Annotated in this window: 14 protein-coding genes; 2 read left to right on the top strand and 12 right to left on the bottom strand. The window is 60.0% G+C overall.

Annotated features, from left to right (window positions below; genetic code table 11):
* Positions 1–4: 4 nt before the first annotated feature.
* Positions 5–1855 carry a glutamine--fructose-6-phosphate transaminase (isomerizing) gene (gene glmS, locus I6E51_RS03865; RefSeq protein ID WP_197106423.1) on the bottom strand — a complete coding sequence of 617 codons (1851 nt, stop codon included), beginning with the start codon at positions 1853–1855 and terminating at the stop codon, positions 5–7.
* 46 nt (positions 1856–1901) lie between these two features.
* Between glmS and coaA the strand changes: the two genes are divergently transcribed.
* Positions 1902–2858, top strand: a complete 957-nt coding sequence (gene coaA, locus I6E51_RS03860; protein WP_197106424.1) for a type I pantothenate kinase — start codon at positions 1902–1904, stop codon at positions 2856–2858.
* A gap of 60 nt (positions 2859–2918) precedes the next feature.
* Here coaA and glmM read toward each other — a convergent pair whose 3' ends face one another.
* The 11 genes from glmM to I6E51_RS03805 form a co-directional block, all read right to left on the bottom strand.
* Positions 2919–4280, bottom strand: coding sequence for a phosphoglucosamine mutase (gene glmM / locus I6E51_RS03855; RefSeq protein ID WP_197109491.1), 1362 nt, complete (start codon positions 4278–4280; stop codon positions 2919–2921).
* Between the two features lie 26 nt (positions 4281–4306).
* Positions 4307–4795, bottom strand: a complete 489-nt coding sequence (rpsI, locus tag I6E51_RS03850; protein ID WP_010203784.1) for a 30S ribosomal protein S9 — start codon at positions 4793–4795, stop codon at positions 4307–4309.
* Positions 4796–4836: 41 nt separating this feature from the next.
* Positions 4837–5283, bottom strand: coding sequence for a 50S ribosomal protein L13 (gene rplM / locus I6E51_RS03845; RefSeq protein ID WP_197106426.1), 447 nt, complete (start codon positions 5281–5283; stop codon positions 4837–4839).
* Positions 5284–5455: 172 nt separating this feature from the next.
* The gene (locus tag I6E51_RS03840; protein ID WP_197109490.1) at positions 5456–6232 is read right to left on the bottom strand and encodes a class II aldolase/adducin family protein; all 777 of its coding nucleotides are present in this window, start codon (positions 6230–6232) and stop codon (positions 5456–5458) included.
* A 60-nt stretch (positions 6233–6292) separates the two neighbouring features.
* Positions 6293–7708 (bottom strand): rhamnulokinase family protein, encoded by a 1416-nt coding sequence (locus I6E51_RS03835; RefSeq protein WP_197109489.1) that lies wholly within the window; start codon positions 7706–7708, stop codon positions 6293–6295.
* 21 nt (positions 7709–7729) lie between these two features.
* Positions 7730–8479 carry a glutamine amidotransferase gene (locus tag I6E51_RS03830; protein WP_197106429.1) on the bottom strand — a complete coding sequence of 250 codons (750 nt, stop codon included), beginning with the start codon at positions 8477–8479 and terminating at the stop codon, positions 7730–7732.
* Between the two features lie 26 nt (positions 8480–8505).
* The gene (locus I6E51_RS03825; protein ID WP_197106430.1) at positions 8506–9069 is read right to left on the bottom strand and encodes an RpiB/LacA/LacB family sugar-phosphate isomerase; all 564 of its coding nucleotides are present in this window, start codon (positions 9067–9069) and stop codon (positions 8506–8508) included.
* The gene (locus I6E51_RS03820) at positions 9066–10109 is read right to left on the bottom strand and encodes an ABC transporter permease (protein WP_197106431.1); all 1044 of its coding nucleotides are present in this window, start codon (positions 10107–10109) and stop codon (positions 9066–9068) included. The genes I6E51_RS03825 and I6E51_RS03820 overlap by 4 nt, the downstream gene beginning before the upstream one ends.
* An 8-nt stretch (positions 10110–10117) precedes the next feature.
* The gene (locus tag I6E51_RS03815) at positions 10118–11134 is read right to left on the bottom strand and encodes an ABC transporter permease (protein WP_197106432.1); all 1017 of its coding nucleotides are present in this window, start codon (positions 11132–11134) and stop codon (positions 10118–10120) included.
* A gap of 1 nt (position 11135) precedes the next feature.
* Entirely contained in the window at positions 11136–12650 is a 1515-nt protein-coding gene (locus I6E51_RS03810) for a sugar ABC transporter ATP-binding protein (protein ID WP_197106433.1), read from the bottom strand.
* Between the two features lie 92 nt (positions 12651–12742).
* The gene (locus I6E51_RS03805; protein WP_197106434.1) at positions 12743–13774 is read right to left on the bottom strand and encodes an autoinducer 2 ABC transporter substrate-binding protein; all 1032 of its coding nucleotides are present in this window, start codon (positions 13772–13774) and stop codon (positions 12743–12745) included.
* A gap of 282 nt (positions 13775–14056) precedes the next feature.
* Between I6E51_RS03805 and I6E51_RS03800 the strand changes: the two genes are divergently transcribed.
* On the top strand, positions 14057–15109 hold the full coding sequence (locus tag I6E51_RS03800) for a LacI family DNA-binding transcriptional regulator (protein WP_197106435.1): 1053 nt from the start codon (positions 14057–14059) through the stop codon (positions 15107–15109).
* Positions 15110–15111: the final 2 nt, after the last annotated feature.

Here is a 15111-nt window from a genome sequence, read left to right as displayed (position 1 = left end):
AAACCTATTCGACGGTGACAGACTTCGCGAGGTTGCGAGGCTGATCGACGTCGAGTCCCTTCGCAGCAGAAAGCTCCATGCCGAAGATGTGCAACGGGATGACAGCAAGCAGCGGTTCAAAGAACGAACCGGCCAACGGAATCGGAATAACCTCATCGGCGAACGGCAGCACTGCAGCGTCGCCCTTTTCGGCAATCGCGATAACGCGAGCGCCCCGAGCACGAATCTCCTGAATGTTGGAGACAACCTTCTTGTGCAAGGAGTTGGGGTCGCGCGGGCTCGGAACGATCACGAAGACAACCTGACCGGGCTCGATGAGCGCGATCGGACCGTGCTTGAGCTCGCCTGCGGCGAACCCCTCAGCGTGGATGTACGCGAGCTCCTTGAGCTTGAGTGCACCCTCGAGCGCGATCGGGTAGCCAACGTGGCGACCGAGGAAGAGCACCGACTGGGTGTCCGTCATCCAGTGCGCAAGCTGCTTGATCGACTGCGAGGTCACCAAGACCTCAGAGATTTTGTCGGGAATAGCCTGCAACTCGGTCACATTGTCGCGAATCTCTTCTTCGCTGAGCGTGCCGCGCACGCCCGCGATGTGCAGACCAATCAAGTACAGCGCGGTCGCTTGGGCAACGAAAGCCTTCGTGGATGCCACAGCAACTTCAGGACCAGCGTGCGTATAGACAACAGCGTGCGATTCACGCGGAATCGTTGCGCCGTGCGTGTTGCACACCGAGACAACCTTCGCGCCGGACTCCATAGCGAACTTGACCGCCATCAGCGTGTCCATGGTTTCGCCCGACTGGCTGATCGAGATCACGAGAGTGCGGTCCGTCAAAATCGGGTTGCGGTAGCGGAACTCGTGAGCGAGCTCAACATCAACAGGAACGCGCGCCCACGCCTCAATGGCGTACTTGCCGAGCATTCCCGCGTAGGCCGCGGTTCCACACGCAATGATGACGATGCGGTCGATGTTCGCAATGACATCGTCTCCGAGGGGCTCGAATTCGGTGAGCTTGACCAGCCCATCCTGAACACGACCAAGAATGGTGTTGGCTACGGCATCCGGCTCTTCGCTGATTTCCTTAGCCATGAAGCTCGACCAGCCACCCTTTTCGGATGCTGAGGCGTCCCACGCGATATCGAATTCTTCGACCTCAACAGGGTTGCCATCGAAGTCGATGACATCAACGGAGTCAGGACGGATCGTCACGATCTGGTCCTGGCCGATCGCAACCGCGCGGCGGGTGAACTCCACGAAAGCCGCAACGTCAGAGCCCAAAAAGTTTTCGCCGTCGCCCAAACCGATAACGAGGGGTGAGTTGCGGCGAGCGCCGACAACAACCCGAGGCTGGTCTTGGTGCACGGCAAGAAGAGTGAAGGCACCCTCGAGACGCGCAACAACGCTCTGCATCGCTGCAGTGAGGTCACCCGTCTTGTCGTACTCGCGCCCAACCAAGAGCGCCGCCACCTCAGTGTCGGTCTCGCTGATGAAAGTTTCGCCCTCAAGCAGCAGCTCGTTCTTCAGCTCAGAGAAGTTCTCGATGATGCCGTTGTGAATGAGCGCGAGCTTTGAATCACGGCTCAAGTGCGGGTGCGCGTTCACATCGGTGGGGCCACCGTGGGTCGCCCAGCGAGTGTGGCCGATACCGGTGGCGCCGTTGCTCAGAGGCTCGGCTTCGAGGTCATCCAAGAGCATCTGCAGCTTGCCGGCACGCTTGCGCGTTCCGAGCACTCCAGCCTCATCAATGATTGCAACACCGGCGGAGTCGTAACCCCGGTATTCGAGACGCTTTAGACCGCCGAGGAGAACCTCAAGGCTTTTTTCGTTACCAACGTAACCGACGATTCCACACATGGAGACGAGTTTAGTTCCCCAAGCTGGGTATCCGTGCGCAGATAGGATGTTCGGGATGCATGAACATGGCTCCGGACACGGTCACATCTCTCCCTTTCTAGAAATCGATCGGAGCGATTGGGCTGAACTTGCCCCGAAAATGAAAGTTCCCCTGACCCAGGCGGAGCTCATTGAGTTGCGCGGACTCGGCGACGAACTCGACCTCACCGAAGTTGCTGAGGTGTATCTCCCCCTCAGTCGCCTCTTGAATCTGTATGCAGAGAACGCCCAACAGCTGCACTCCGCGACCACCCAGTTCTTGGGAGCATCCACCGGGCGCACCCCATTTGTCATTGGTGTCGCAGGGTCGGTCGCCGTCGGAAAGTCCACGATCGCCCGGCTGCTCCGCGAGTTGCTCTCCCGCTGGGAAGGCACACCACGCGTCGAACTCCTCACTACCGATGGCTTCCTGCACCCCAACGCAGAACTCGAACGCCGCGGCATCCTCGAACGCAAAGGGTTTCCTGAAAGCTACGACCGCCGAGCGCTGCTCCGCTTCGTGAGCAAGATCAAAGCCGGCGAGCCTGTGGTGCGCGCCCCGTTCTATTCTCATCTGGCCTACGACATCATTCCGGATGCGGCCGTGACTGTGCGCAAACCCGACGTACTCATCGTCGAAGGCCTCAACGTGCTGCAACCACCAAGCGCGGGAAATAGCCTCGCCGTCAGTGACCTCTTCGACTTCACCATCTATGTGGATGCCCGCACGAGCGACATTGCGCACTGGTATGAGGAGCGCTTCCTGAGACTCCAGCGCGGTGCGTTCAGCAACCCGCGATCCTACTTTCACCGCTTTGCCGACCTCAGCGAGAGTGCAGCCCGCGCACGCGCTCAAGAAGTGTGGAAGCGCACCAACGAGCCCAACCTCATCCAGAACGTTCGCCCCACACGACCACGGGCATCGCTCATTCTTCGCAAAGATGCCGACCATGCGGTCTCAAAGGTTTTGCTGCGCAAGACCTAGAAAATCGCGGTCGCGCCGGGTGCACACGCAGGTAACGACGACGTGCCGTGGGAACGCTCGTTAGTAGCCGAGTTGAGCGAGCACAACGGCGGCAAGACGATCCGCCATCTGCTGAGCGACCTCGTGGTGCTCGGCTTCAACCATGACGCGGATCATGGGTTCGGTGCCAGATGCCCGCAAAAGTACGCGCCCTGTGTCACCCAGTTCGGCTTCCACAGCAGCTACCGCGTCAGCGATAGCGGCGTTGGAACCGAGCGAGTGGTGGTCAACCCCGCGAACGTTCACAAGAACCTGCGGGTAAACCGTCATCACAGCGGCCAGCTGAGCCAGCGTTTTGCCGGTGCGCGCCATTTCGGCCACCAGATGAAGACCAGTGAGGATGCCGTCGCCGGTGGTAGCAAACTTGGTCATGATGACATGGCCAGATTGTTCTCCACCAAGGGACAGCCCATGCTCTCCCAGAGCTTCGAGCACGTAGCGGTCGCCGACCTTCGTCTCGAGCATCTTGATGTTGTGCTCAGCCATTGCGCGGCGGAGCCCCAAGTTGCTCATGACAGTCGCGACGAGTGTGCGGTCCTGCAACACACCGCGCTCTGCCATCGAGACGGCAAGAATTGCCATGATCTGGTCGCCATCGACGATGTTGCCCTCTTTGTCCACGGCGAGGCAACGGTCAGCGTCACCGTCGTGGGCGATGCCGACATCGGCACCGTGAGCGAGGACTGCAGAGGCAAGGTTGTCGAGATGCGTCGAGCCGACGCCCTCATTGATGTTGATGCCGTCGGGGTCTGCACCGATCACGGTGACCTTGGCACCGGCATCCGTGAATACCTGCGGTGAGACGCCGGCCGCGGCGCCATGAGCGCAGTCGAGAACGACGTGGATGCCCGCTAGCTGATTGGGCAGCGTCGACAACAGGTGGACGACGTAACGATCTTCAGCATCGGCGAACCGGCGGATGCGACCAACCTCGATGCCGGTGGGAGCCAGGCTCGGTGCGGCGAGGGCTGCTTCGATGCGGTCTTCGACCTCATCGGGAAGTTTCGTGCCGCCCTGACCAAAGAACTTAATTCCGTTGTCGGGGGCGGGATTGTGCGACGCGGAGATCATGACTCCGAGGTCGGCTTTGAAATCGGCAACGAGGAACGCTGCTGCCGGGGTGGGAATTACTCCGGCGTCGAAGACATCGACGCCCGAGCTCGCGAGCCCCGCGGATACTGCGGCGGAAATGAATTCGCCGGATACGCGGGGGTCGCGTGCAACAACTGCGACGGGACGGCGGCCTGAAGCGCGCCGACCATCAGCAACTCGACCCTGACCCAGTACGACTGCTGCCGACTGAGCCAGGCCGAGTGCAAGCTCGACAGTAAGATCACTGTTCGCTAATCCGCGAACACCATCTGTACCAAAAAGACGTGCCATGCGTTGCCGCTAGCAGGGAAAGCGGGTTAGCGCTTCGAGAACTGCGGAGCCTTACGGGCCTTCTTGAGTCCAGCCTTCTTACGCTCCTTGACGCGAGCGTCACGGGTAAGGAAGCCAGCCTTCTTGAGGATCGCACGGTTGTTCTCTTCGTCAATCTGGTTGAGCGAACGAGAGATACCGAGACGCAGTGCGCCGGCCTGACCCGAGGGGCCACCACCGGTGATGCGTGCGATTACGTCGTAACCGCCGAGCAGGTCAAGGACCTTGAACGGGTCGTTGATGAGCTGCTGGTGAAGCTTGTTGGGGAAGTACTCGGCGAGCTCACGGCCGTTGACCGTGATGGTGCCCGAACCGGGAACGAGACGCACGCGGGCGATTGCCTGCTTGCGACGTCCGACGGCTGCGCCGGGAACGGTGAGAACGGGGCGAGGTGCGCTGGGCGCCTCAACTGCTGCCGACTCGGTCGTGTACGACTCGGGTGCACCCTCGGTGATTGAATCTTCGATCTTAGCCACTGTAATAAGTCCTTTTATCTTTGCTTAGTAAAGCGCGGGCGCTACTGAGCGACCTGGGTGAGGGTGTACGGAGTCGGCTGCTGAGCAGCGTGAGGGTGCTCAGTACCCGCGTAAACCTTCAGCTTGGACAGCTGAGCGCGACCGAGTGAATTCTTGGGGAGCATTCCGCGGACGGCCTTTTCAACGGCGCGCGTGGGGTGCTTCTCCAACAGCTCGGAGTACGTGGTGGCCGTGAGCCCACCCGGGTAACCGGAGTGGCGGTAAGCCTTCTTCTGCGCGAGCTTGGAACCGGTGAGGGCAACCTTCTCAGCGTTGATGATGATGACGAAGTCACCCATGTCCATGTGAGGAGCAAAGGTGGCCTTGTGCTTTCCACGGAGCAAGATGGCTGCGTGGCTGGCGAGACGACCGAGAACGATGTCGGCGGCGTCGATGATGACCCATTCCCGCTTGACGTCTTCGGGCTTGGGCGAATATGTACGCGTCACAATAGTGCTGCTTTCATTGATCGAGTGAGGTGTTCGTGAATCCCGCTCCGATGGTTGTTTCAGAAGAAACAATGCCGGTTGGAGGGCTCATGATCGGATGCCGCACCCTATAGTGCAGACACCAAGGGTCAACTCTAGCGGAACTGTGGCTCGGCGGCAAACGCCAATGCGACTATTTAGCGGTGCCGGTGAGAGCAGCGCGGCGCTCACGGAAGTCGGGGCGATCGAAGTAGTGGGCGGTCACTTCCGCACTCAGACTAGCGATTCCGCCGGCTTGCAACGCACCGAGGCGCACCCGTGCACTCTTCACAGCCATGAGGGAAATCGCTTCAGTACCCTCCGCCGTGTCAGCGATGGCAACAATGCCGTGGTTGCCGAGCAGGATCAGCGACGGGACCTCACCATGCTGCTCAACGTGCTCACCGAGTCGCGTGAGGAACAACTGGCCGAGCTCGATACCGGGCTGAGCATAAGGAATGTAGAGGCTGCGACCCAAGACCATGAGTTCGTCAGAGTAGACCGCATCCGCAAATGAAGTCTCCGCGTGAACGCTCGCGAGTAGCGAGACAACAGCGGTCGGGTGAGTATGAGCCACGTACCGCGCCGGGGCATACGCACGCACCGCAACGTGAATGAGAGTCTCAATGGATGCCCGCACCCGCTGACCGTCGACCTCACCGGCATCCAGTTCGGCAGTCAATCGGTCCTGGCTGGCATTCGGATCACGCAGCACCTCGAGGAGAGGCTCGATTTCGACACTGACAAAGTTTGCTGCCGTTGCGTTCTGCATCGATGAACCCGACGTCTTGACGATAATCGTGCCATCAGCGATCAGTTCACTCGTGTTGCCTTCAGCGAGAATCACGAGGTCGCGCTCGGGCAGGCCGAGGCGGGTGGTGAGTCCCAGCAGGTCGGCACTAACGAGGTCGGGAGCAATTCGTGCGGTCATCTTTTCAGTCCTTTGTTGGGCGAATTCAGGGGTGAGGCGAATTCAGAGAAAGTTGGGGTGTCAGCTAGGCGTATAGCTGACGGGATGATGCGTGCGTCGCACGAGATCGCGGAGCGAGTCGAGACTGCCCGAGATGTGCCCCATCGCGCGCGCTTGAACAAGGACACTGCCGAGTGCTGTCGCCTCGACCGGGCCCGCGAGAACGGGGATTCCCGCGCGGTCAGCGGTGCGCTGACACAGCAACCGGTTGAGGGATCCGCCGCCAACGATGTGGATCGTCTTTACGGGGACGTCACCGAGCGAGCCAGCGCTGAGCACGGCATCCGCGAAAGCTTGGGCGAGCGATTCGATAATGCAGCGGGCCATTTCGGCGCGATTGCCCGGTGGGCGGATGCCGCGTTCCGTGCACCACTCAGTAATTCGTCGAGGCATATTGCCTGGCGCCAAGAATCGAGGATCGTCGACGTCGACTACGGGCATCGCGTCGGAGACAGCGGAGGCTGCCTCAATAAGTTCGGGCAAACTGATCGCTTCGCCGTCGCGTTCCCACTGGCGCACTGCTTCGCTCAGAATCCACAACCCCATGACATTGCGCATGAGAAGAATGCGTCCATCGACGCCGACCTCGTTGGTGAACCCACCGGTACGGGCCGCCTCGGTAACAACGGGGCTCTCCAACTCGACACCGGCCAGTCCCCACGTTCCGCACGAAATAAATGCTGCCGTCTCCGGTTGCATCGGAATCGCCGTCACCGCCGAGGCCGTATCGTGCGAACCAACCGCAACCACCTCGATGGGTGACTCTGCGCGCACCTGGGTAGCGACATCCGTGTCCAGCTCGCCAACGCGAGTACCCGGGATCACGAGCTCGGGCAACAGTTCGCGCCGCACTCCGGCGACGTCAAGCAGACTGTCGCTCCACTGCCGAGTGTGCACATCGAGCAGTCCGGTCGTTGAGGCCATTGTGGTCTCGGCGATGCTGGTCCCACTCAGCCAGTAGGTAAAGAGGTCAGGCATGAGAAGAACGGTGTCAGCTAGCCCAAGCCGATTTTCTGCCGAGTCGGCTGCAAGTTGGTAGATCGTGTTGATCGGCATGAACTGGATGCCCGTTGCCGCGTACTGCTCAGCCTGCGAGCTCATCGACTCCACGTGCTCGATCGCGGCGCCGGTTCGTTCATCGCGGTAGTGCCGTGGATTGCCGAGCAGTTGCCCGTCGCGCAGCAGCCCGTAGTCGACGCCCCACGTATCGGTCGCTATCGACGAAATGGTCGGCACTTCACGGATCGCGGAGGTGAGTCCGTCGAGCGCGCCCTGCCATAGCGAGAGCACATCCCAGTGCAGGCGGCCGCGCACGCTCACCGGACGGTTAGCGAAGCGCGCGTGCGTTGCCGTGCGCAGCTGGTTGGGGCCGACTTCGCCCAGAATTACTCGGCCGCTAGTCGCGCCACAATCGAGAGCAACAACATGGCCCACCATCAAATCTCACTCGCTCCGTGCTTAGTCTGACTCGCGAGCGAGCCACGAGATGAGCTGGTTCCACATGGGGGCAAAGCCGTCCCATTCCAAGAACTCGGTCGGCAACCAGTGCGGGCCCATGTCGCTGGCGAAGGCCGCGACACGACCTAACCCTTCTCCGTCCACGACGAGAAGGGGAAAGTCGCCGACGGTCGCAAGGGTCTGCGCGCTGCCCCGTGCCGCCAAACGGTGATGACCGAGTACTGCTGGCCAGGAGGTCGGCAGCCCTGCGGTCGCGGGGTGATTTCCGAGTGAGGTCGCTTCGACGCCCTGCGGAGTCTCTTCCCTATCGTCGCCGATTTCCATTTCGACGGGAAGAATGCTCGCGAGAGCTGTGTTGCGGTAGTTCGCTTTCGCTTCGATGCCTTGGAAGCTGAGGTAGCCGCCAACCATCAAGAGCGATCCACCGTCGCGCACCCACTTGGCCAATACTTCGAGGCGATGAGGAATCCGCTCGCCCTTGGCAAAGACGCCGTTGGGCAGCAAGAGCGTGTTCGCGCCGATATCGCTGAGCACGACAACGTCGTACTGGCTGAGTTCCTCAGCGGTAGTCGGGAATCGTTCGGCCGCAACGTGGTTGGGTTGGAACTCAACACTGTTACCCGCTGACTTCAGCGCAGCGATGAAGTCATCTGCCCCCTCGGCGTACGCGGAAGTGACAAAAGAGTCAAAGCCCTTCGTGTGGATCGACGTCGTCGACCATGACTCTCCTGCGAGTAATACCTTCGCCATGTCTCTCCCTGTGGCTATTCGTTCGGTTAGTAAGCGAGGCCGCGAGGCTCAGGCCCCATGGAAACGTTGCGCTCCCCTACGACCTCGAAGCCGTTGTCTTTGTACGCCTGGTAGTCGAAGTTTTCGCATTCCTCGTAACCGACCATGTGGTAGTCAGCGAAGCCTTCCCAGTCTTCGTAACCGTCACCGAAGTTGTTCTCAAGGAACGCATCCGCCATCGCCATTCCGAGGCGCGGGCCAATGTAGAACGCGCCCATGGCCATGAGGTTGCAGTTATTGGCTGTGGCTGCACGAAGCGCTGCCGGAGCGCTTTCGCAGACGGCGGCGTGCACGTGAGGCACCTTGCTGGCAGCAACGTGGATGCCCATTCCGGTGCCACAGAACGCGAGAGCTTTCTCGAACTCGCCCTCGGCGATTTTGGCTCCGAGCATGAAACCGGCACGGTGGTACATCGGGATGTCGTCGAGCGTTGGCGTCAGGTCAGTGACGGTCCAGTCCCGTGCTTCCAAGTGGCGCTTGACGGCCTCTTTGAGCGGGAATCCGGCAAAGTCAGCGCCCACAACTACATGGCGGTCCTTGGTTAGCTTCATGATTTGTTTCCTTTCACACCGAACAGACGAGAGAGCCTGTTCTTTTTAGTCCATTGATTCACCACGATGACGAGAAGCAGCACTCCACCCCAGATCAGCGGGCGGTAGAAGTTGCTGATGTTCGGGAAAGTGTTGAGCAGCGAGGAGAGAACCTGCAGCACGACGACCGCGAGAATCACACCAGACAGTCGACCTGATCCACCGTTCGGGTTCACGCCACCCAACACCACGATCAACACGGCGAGCAGGGTGTACGTGGAGCCATAGTCAGCCTTCGCCGAGTTGTAGTTGGCGAGCATCACGAGACCGGCAGCGGCGGCAAAAATGCCCGAGGTCATGTAGGTACGGATGATGAGGTTGTCGGTCTTGAGCCCGCTGAACCGTGCCGCCGTCTCATTCGATCCCAGCATGTAGAGCTTGGTGCCGAATGCTGTCTTGTACATGATCAGAGCGATCACGACAGTGGCAAGGATGAAGATGATGAGCGGCATCGGGATGATCCCGAAGACGCGCTGCGCCATGATCTCGCCGTACTGCGCGGGAAGGCCACTTGCGGGCTTTCCTCCCGTGATGATGACCGCGATACCGGTGAAGAGCTCGAATGTTCCGAGCGTCACCAGAATGGCGGGGATCTTCACTTTGGCTATCAAGAACCCGTTGAAGGCGCCGGCTATCGCTCCCACAATGAGCGAGAACGCGATCGCCGCGACAACAGCCAAGTAGCCCTGGGGGCTGTCGGCGCCGGTGGGCGCGATTGACATCATGAGGGTCGCGCTGCCAATGGCCGTCATGTTGGCGACACCGACCACGGAGAGGTCGATTCCTCCAATGATCATGGTGAGCATCACCCCGAGAGCCATGAGGCCGAACTCGGGGAACTGAACAGCCATCGACTGCCACGTCGCGATTCCAAAGAAGTTCTTGGTCTTGACGAGCATGAAGAACGTCAAGAGCAGAACGAGAATCACGGCGAGGCGCGTGACGTGCGGATCGCGAGTGAGGCGATCCCGAAGAGGCGTAAGAGTCGTAAGAGCTGACATTGCCGTCCCTATCCTTGAACCAGCGCAGGTGCGCGTTTGCGTGATCGGGTGAGTTGCACGGCCGAGATACCTGTTCCGACGAGGATCAGGGTGCCGAGCGCGAAGCCTTGCCAGAAGGTGGGGATGCCGACCAAGATCATGCTGTTTTGCACAATCACGATCAGAAGCGTTCCCAGCATCGTGCCGGTCAGTGTTCCGGTTCCTCCTGTAATGGAGGCGCCGCCGAGCACGACCGCCGCGATGACCATGAGCTCCATACCGAGCAGGTTCGTCGGATGCATCTGGTCCATCATGCTCGTACGCACCAGTCCGGCGAGGCTCGCGATGATTCCCACGATGACGAAGAGCCAGAACTTGATCTTGCGCACCTTAAAGCCGGCACGAGCGGCAGCACTTTCGTCACCACCAATCGCGTAGAGACCACGGCCGAAGGTGGTGTATCTCATCACGACGAAGGCAACGGCAACAACGGCAACCAAGATGAGGAAGGCCATCGGCATGTTGGACGTAAGCCCAGATTCGGGGTTTGTCGCCACGAACAGTGTTGACCGGCCGAAGTCACTCATCCCCTGCGGCAGGTTCGGAATCTGCACCGACTTGAAAACGCCCTGCATGACTCCGGAGAAGACGCTCGCGGTACCGAGAGTGATGATGAGCACGGGCACCACGAACCTCGAGGTGAAGAGTCCGTTGAACGCTCCGAGGATCGCGCCAACCACAATGACTAGCAGGAACGGGAGCCAGACTCCCCCGGAATAGCCCGCATCCACGAGCACGCGGGTGGTCGCGTAGACCGAGAGCGAAGCCAGCGCCGGAAACGAAACATCGATTCCGCCGGCCACCAGCACCATGAAGGCGCCAACCGCAAAGATGCCGGGAACAACCATCGCGTTCGCAAGGTCGACCAGGTTATTAGCGGAGAAGAACTGACCGCTCCGCAACTGGATGACAATGCTCACGGCAATGATCACGAGCAAGAGGTAGAACTCGTTTGATTTAGTGAGCTTTCGCACTAACTTGGCCATCTCAGCCCTTCCCGTCAATAGTGCTCGGGTCTTTCGACATGAGCTCGGCGAGCTCGGATTCGGTCGTCGTGCGCGGGTCGATTTCCGCCACGATTCGTCCTGCGTTCATCGCCATGACCCGGTTGCAGTTCTGGATGACCTCAGGGATGTCATCGGAGATGATGATGACGCCGAGACCTTCGCTCGCAAGCGTGCGCAAGATGCGATGGATGTCGTGCTTCGACCCGATATCTACTCCGACCGTTGGGCCGTTGAGGATCAGAATCTTCGGGTGGGTAGCGAGCCACTTCGCCAGCACGATGCGTTGCTGGTTTCCTCCCGAAAGAGTGTTCACCGCGTTAGCGGGGTTGGGAGTCGCGATCTTGAGTTCGTCTACCCAGCGCTGGCCTTCGGCATCCGCCTTGCGCTGATCGAGTGCCCCCAACTTCGAGACGAACGAATCGAGCTCGGAGATCACAATGTTGGAACTAATGGAACGCTCGAGGAAGAGACCCTCTGTGAGGCGGTCTTCGGGAACATAACCAATCCCGTGGGCGATGGCGGAGCGAACGCTGTTCACATCGACGACTTCGCCATTGATCAGGATCTCACCAGAGTCAGCGGGCTTCGCACCGAAGAGCGAGAGCGCGAGTTCCGTTCGCCCAGAACCAAGCAGCCCGGTGATTCCTAGGATCTCGCCCTTGCGCAGAGTGAGGTCGACATCCGCGAAGGCGCCGTTGACGCCGAGGCCGCGGGTTTCGAGGATGGGCTCGTCTGAGACGTGCTCGGGAACGAAATGGTTGTCGTCGAATTCACGACCAGTCATGTGGTGCGAGAACGTCGCGTGATCGAGTTCCTCCGGCAAGCACGTGATAACTGACTTACCGTTGCGGATGATCGTGAAGCGTTCGCTGATTTCGAAGACTTCATCGAGCTTGTGGCTCACGAACAGCGTCGCAATTCCCCGGGCCTTGAGATCGAGGATGATGGCGAAGAGCGCGTCAACCTCTCGCTTCGTCAGAGCCGTCGTTGGTTCATCCATGATGATGAGTTTTGCGTCGCTCATGAGAGCGCGGGAGATAGCAACGAGTTGCTTCTGCGCAACAGAAAGCTGGCCGACCTTTTCGTCAAGGTCGATCGTGAAGTTGATTTTGGCGATCGCCTCTTCGGCGACGGCCCGCATTCGCTTCCAACTCACGAAAGTGCGGTGGGCGGCGAGCTCGGCGTTGAGCGCCAGGTTTTCCATCACCGTAAGGTTCGGAAAAACGGAGAAGTCTTGATAAATGACCTGAACACCGTTCGAGATCGCCTCGATGGGCGACAGCTTCGAGAACGTTTTGCCGTTCAGTTCGATGGTTCCGGTATCGGGGGCGTGCACACCAGACATGACCTTGATCAGCGTGGACTTGCCACTGCCGTTTTCTCCGGCGAGACAGTGGATCTCTCCGGGAGCGATCTCTAGGGTGATGCCATCAAGCGCTTGAACGCCAGCGAAAGCCTTACCGATATCGCGTACCGCGATGACGTTATCTACCATCGTCCGGTCCTTTCCGCGCGTGAATAAATCGTGGGGGTGCGACCAGGGCAGAACGGATGTTCGATCTGCCCTGATCGCGAAAACGGGACTGCTTAGAAGCCGAAGCTATCTACGTTGTCCTTGTCGATAACTACCCAGCCGTTACCTTCGAGAACCTTGTCGCTACCTTCAGCGAACGTCATGTTCTCGTAACCGGTGACTCCGAGGTTTACACCGTCGGCGATGTCTTCACCATCGAGGATCTGCTCGGCGAGCGATGCCAGAGCGTAACCAGCGTCTGCCGGGTCCCAGAGGGTCAGCGTCTTGACGAGGCCCTTTTCGAGGATCGACTTGTTAGCGGCCGGCATACCGGTTCCACTGACGAAGACCTTGCCGGTGAGGCCAAGTTCTTCGATCGCACGAGCGACACCAGGAGCGTCGAACGACGAGGTTCCGACGATGCCGGTTACTTCGGGGTACTTCTTGAGGAGTTCCTTGGCAGCCTGGTAGGCGACCTCTCCATCGTCTTGCGACTCAACGCGCGGCTCAGCAGCAAGCAGCGTCATGTTGGGGTACGCCTCAGCCTGACGAGCAACTGCACCGTCGGCCCACTCGTTGTGCGAAGCGTTCGTTACGTGGCCAACCATCGTGGCGTAGGTGCCCTCTTCGCCCATTGCCTCAGCGAGGTTGTCCATGATGAATGCGCCGTACTGGGTGTTGTTGAAGGCTTCGATGTCGTACATCGTGTTTTCTTGGCTGGCACCTTCGTGGGTGACAACAACGATGCCGGCGTCCATGGCCTGCTTCAAGACGGTCTCAAGTGCTCCCGGGTCAACCGGTACGACGCCGATAGCGTCTACACCCTGAGCGATGAGGTCTTGGATGACCTGAACCTGCAGTGTGGCATCCGTCTCAGCGGGGCCCTTTTGGTAAACATCGTTGCCGGAGTCAGCGGCGAACTTGTTGACGCCCTCTTCCATGCGAACGAACCACGGGTTAGTCGAGTCCTTGGGGACGATAACAATTGTGTAGGCGTCTTCCCCGGATGCGGTGGAAGTGTCGGCGTCAGCGGAACATCCGGCGAGGCCGAGTCCTACGACGGCCACGAGACCGATCGCGAGGCCTGCAAAGCGACGTTGCTTCATGTGTTTCTCCTTTTGGTGTGAGTGCAGTGTTGCGCGGACGCAGCGCCTAGAGCCTCAGCACTTTCGCGTCATTGCGCCCGGTCGAGAATTTTGAACCGGTTCATTTTTTAAAGCGGTTCAAACGTACACTGGACAAATACCGATATGCAACCGCTAGGCAGAGATGATCACAACGATGCGATTACGAGAACCTCGACTGCACCCTTACGCGGCGCACCCGAGCAATGCCCTTAGAGTGAGAAACCTGCAGCACCCGAACCATGCACAAGAAGTGAGCTATCCATGAGTACCCCCGACACTGCGACATCGAAGTCGCCCGCCGGGATCCGCGATGTCGCCGCGCTGGCCCAGGTTTCGACCGGCACCGTGTCGAATACGATCAACCGCCCCGACACCGTCCACCCTCGCACCCGCGCCGCCGTAGAGAAAGCGATTGCCGAACTGGGCTTCGTGCCCAACCAGCAAGCCCGCGTGCTCACAGGAGCCTCCAGCAACGTCATCGGGCTTGTTGTTCTGGATATCGAAAGCCCCTTCTACATGGAAGCCGCGCACGTCATCGAGCGCACCGTTCGCGAGTCGGGCCACGTGGTGATGCTCTGCAACTCCGAAGGTGACACCACCCGCGAGTCCGGACTTCTCGCGATGTTGGCCGCCCAGCGCGTCCGGGGCGTACTACTGGCACCTGCGAGCCTCGACGAAGACTCCGACCCCTACAAAGACCTCCCGGGTGATCTGCCCGTCGTGTTGCTCGACTACAACGGCGGTCCAGAACACTGCTCCATTTCCGTCGACAACGTCGCAGGCGGGCGCCTCGCAATCGAACACCTGCTGCAGCTAGGCCACACCCGCATCGCTGTCGTTGGAGGACCAACTGGGCTCCGTCAGTTCGCCGATCGCGCCCAAGGCGCACGCGAAGCGATCATTGCGGCTGGCATGGATCCGGAAGTGTCGTTGATTGAAGTCAGCACGTCAGGGATCGGCATCCAAGACGGCCGCCGAGCAGCAGAACTTCTTCTCGAGGGAGACACCCCCGACGCCGTATTTTGCGGTAACGACATGCTCGCCTTCGGCGTCTACCGCGGACTTATTGACGCGGGGCTCAGCGTGCCAGAGGATGTTGCCCTCGTCGGCTACGACGACATTGACTTCGCCCGCGACTGGGTTGTGCCGCTCACGTCAGTGCGCCAACCCATCGACAAACTCGGCACGCGCGCTGCACGATTGCTCATTGAGCACTCAGCGCGAGAAGATTCCCACACCCACCGCCAAGAGGTACTCCCGCCCGAGCTCGTCGTGCGACGCTCCACCGACCTTCGGGCGCCCGCGCAGCACTGACG

The sequence above is a fragment of the Salinibacterium sp. NSLL17 genome (assembly GCF_015864935.1).
Classification (GTDB): domain Bacteria; phylum Actinomycetota; class Actinomycetes; order Actinomycetales; family Microbacteriaceae; genus Rhodoglobus.
Note: the sequence above shows the minus strand (reverse complement) of the source record. Positions and strands in the feature narration are given on the sequence as shown.

Excerpts from the sequence above, each read along its gene's own strand:
- glmS (WP_197106423.1), bottom strand. The coding sequence starts at position 1,855 with ATGTGTGGAATCGTCGGTTACGTTGGTAACGAAAAAAGCCTTGAGGTT.
- coaA (WP_197106424.1), top strand. The coding sequence starts at position 1,902 with ATGTTCGGGATGCATGAACATGGCTCCGGACACGGTCACATCTCTCCC.
- glmM (WP_197109491.1), bottom strand. The coding sequence starts at position 4,280 with ATGGCACGTCTTTTTGGTACAGATGGTGTTCGCGGATTAGCGAACAGT.
- I6E51_RS03840 (WP_197109490.1), bottom strand. The coding sequence starts at position 6,232 with ATGACCGCACGAATTGCTCCCGACCTCGTTAGTGCCGACCTGCTGGGA.
- I6E51_RS03835 (WP_197109489.1), bottom strand. The coding sequence starts at position 7,708 with ATGGTGGGCCATGTTGTTGCTCTCGATTGTGGCGCGACTAGCGGCCGA.
- I6E51_RS03830 (WP_197106429.1), bottom strand. The coding sequence starts at position 8,479 with ATGGCGAAGGTATTACTCGCAGGAGAGTCATGGTCGACGACGTCGATC.
- I6E51_RS03825 (WP_197106430.1), bottom strand. The coding sequence starts at position 9,069 with ATGAAGCTAACCAAGGACCGCCATGTAGTTGTGGGCGCTGACTTTGCC.
- I6E51_RS03820 (WP_197106431.1), bottom strand. The coding sequence starts at position 10,109 with ATGTCAGCTCTTACGACTCTTACGCCTCTTCGGGATCGCCTCACTCGC.
- I6E51_RS03815 (WP_197106432.1), bottom strand. The coding sequence starts at position 11,134 with ATGGCCAAGTTAGTGCGAAAGCTCACTAAATCAAACGAGTTCTACCTC.
- I6E51_RS03810 (WP_197106433.1), bottom strand. The coding sequence starts at position 12,650 with ATGGTAGATAACGTCATCGCGGTACGCGATATCGGTAAGGCTTTCGCT.
- I6E51_RS03805 (WP_197106434.1), bottom strand. The coding sequence starts at position 13,774 with ATGAAGCAACGTCGCTTTGCAGGCCTCGCGATCGGTCTCGTGGCCGTC.
- I6E51_RS03800 (WP_197106435.1), top strand. The coding sequence starts at position 14,057 with ATGAGTACCCCCGACACTGCGACATCGAAGTCGCCCGCCGGGATCCGC.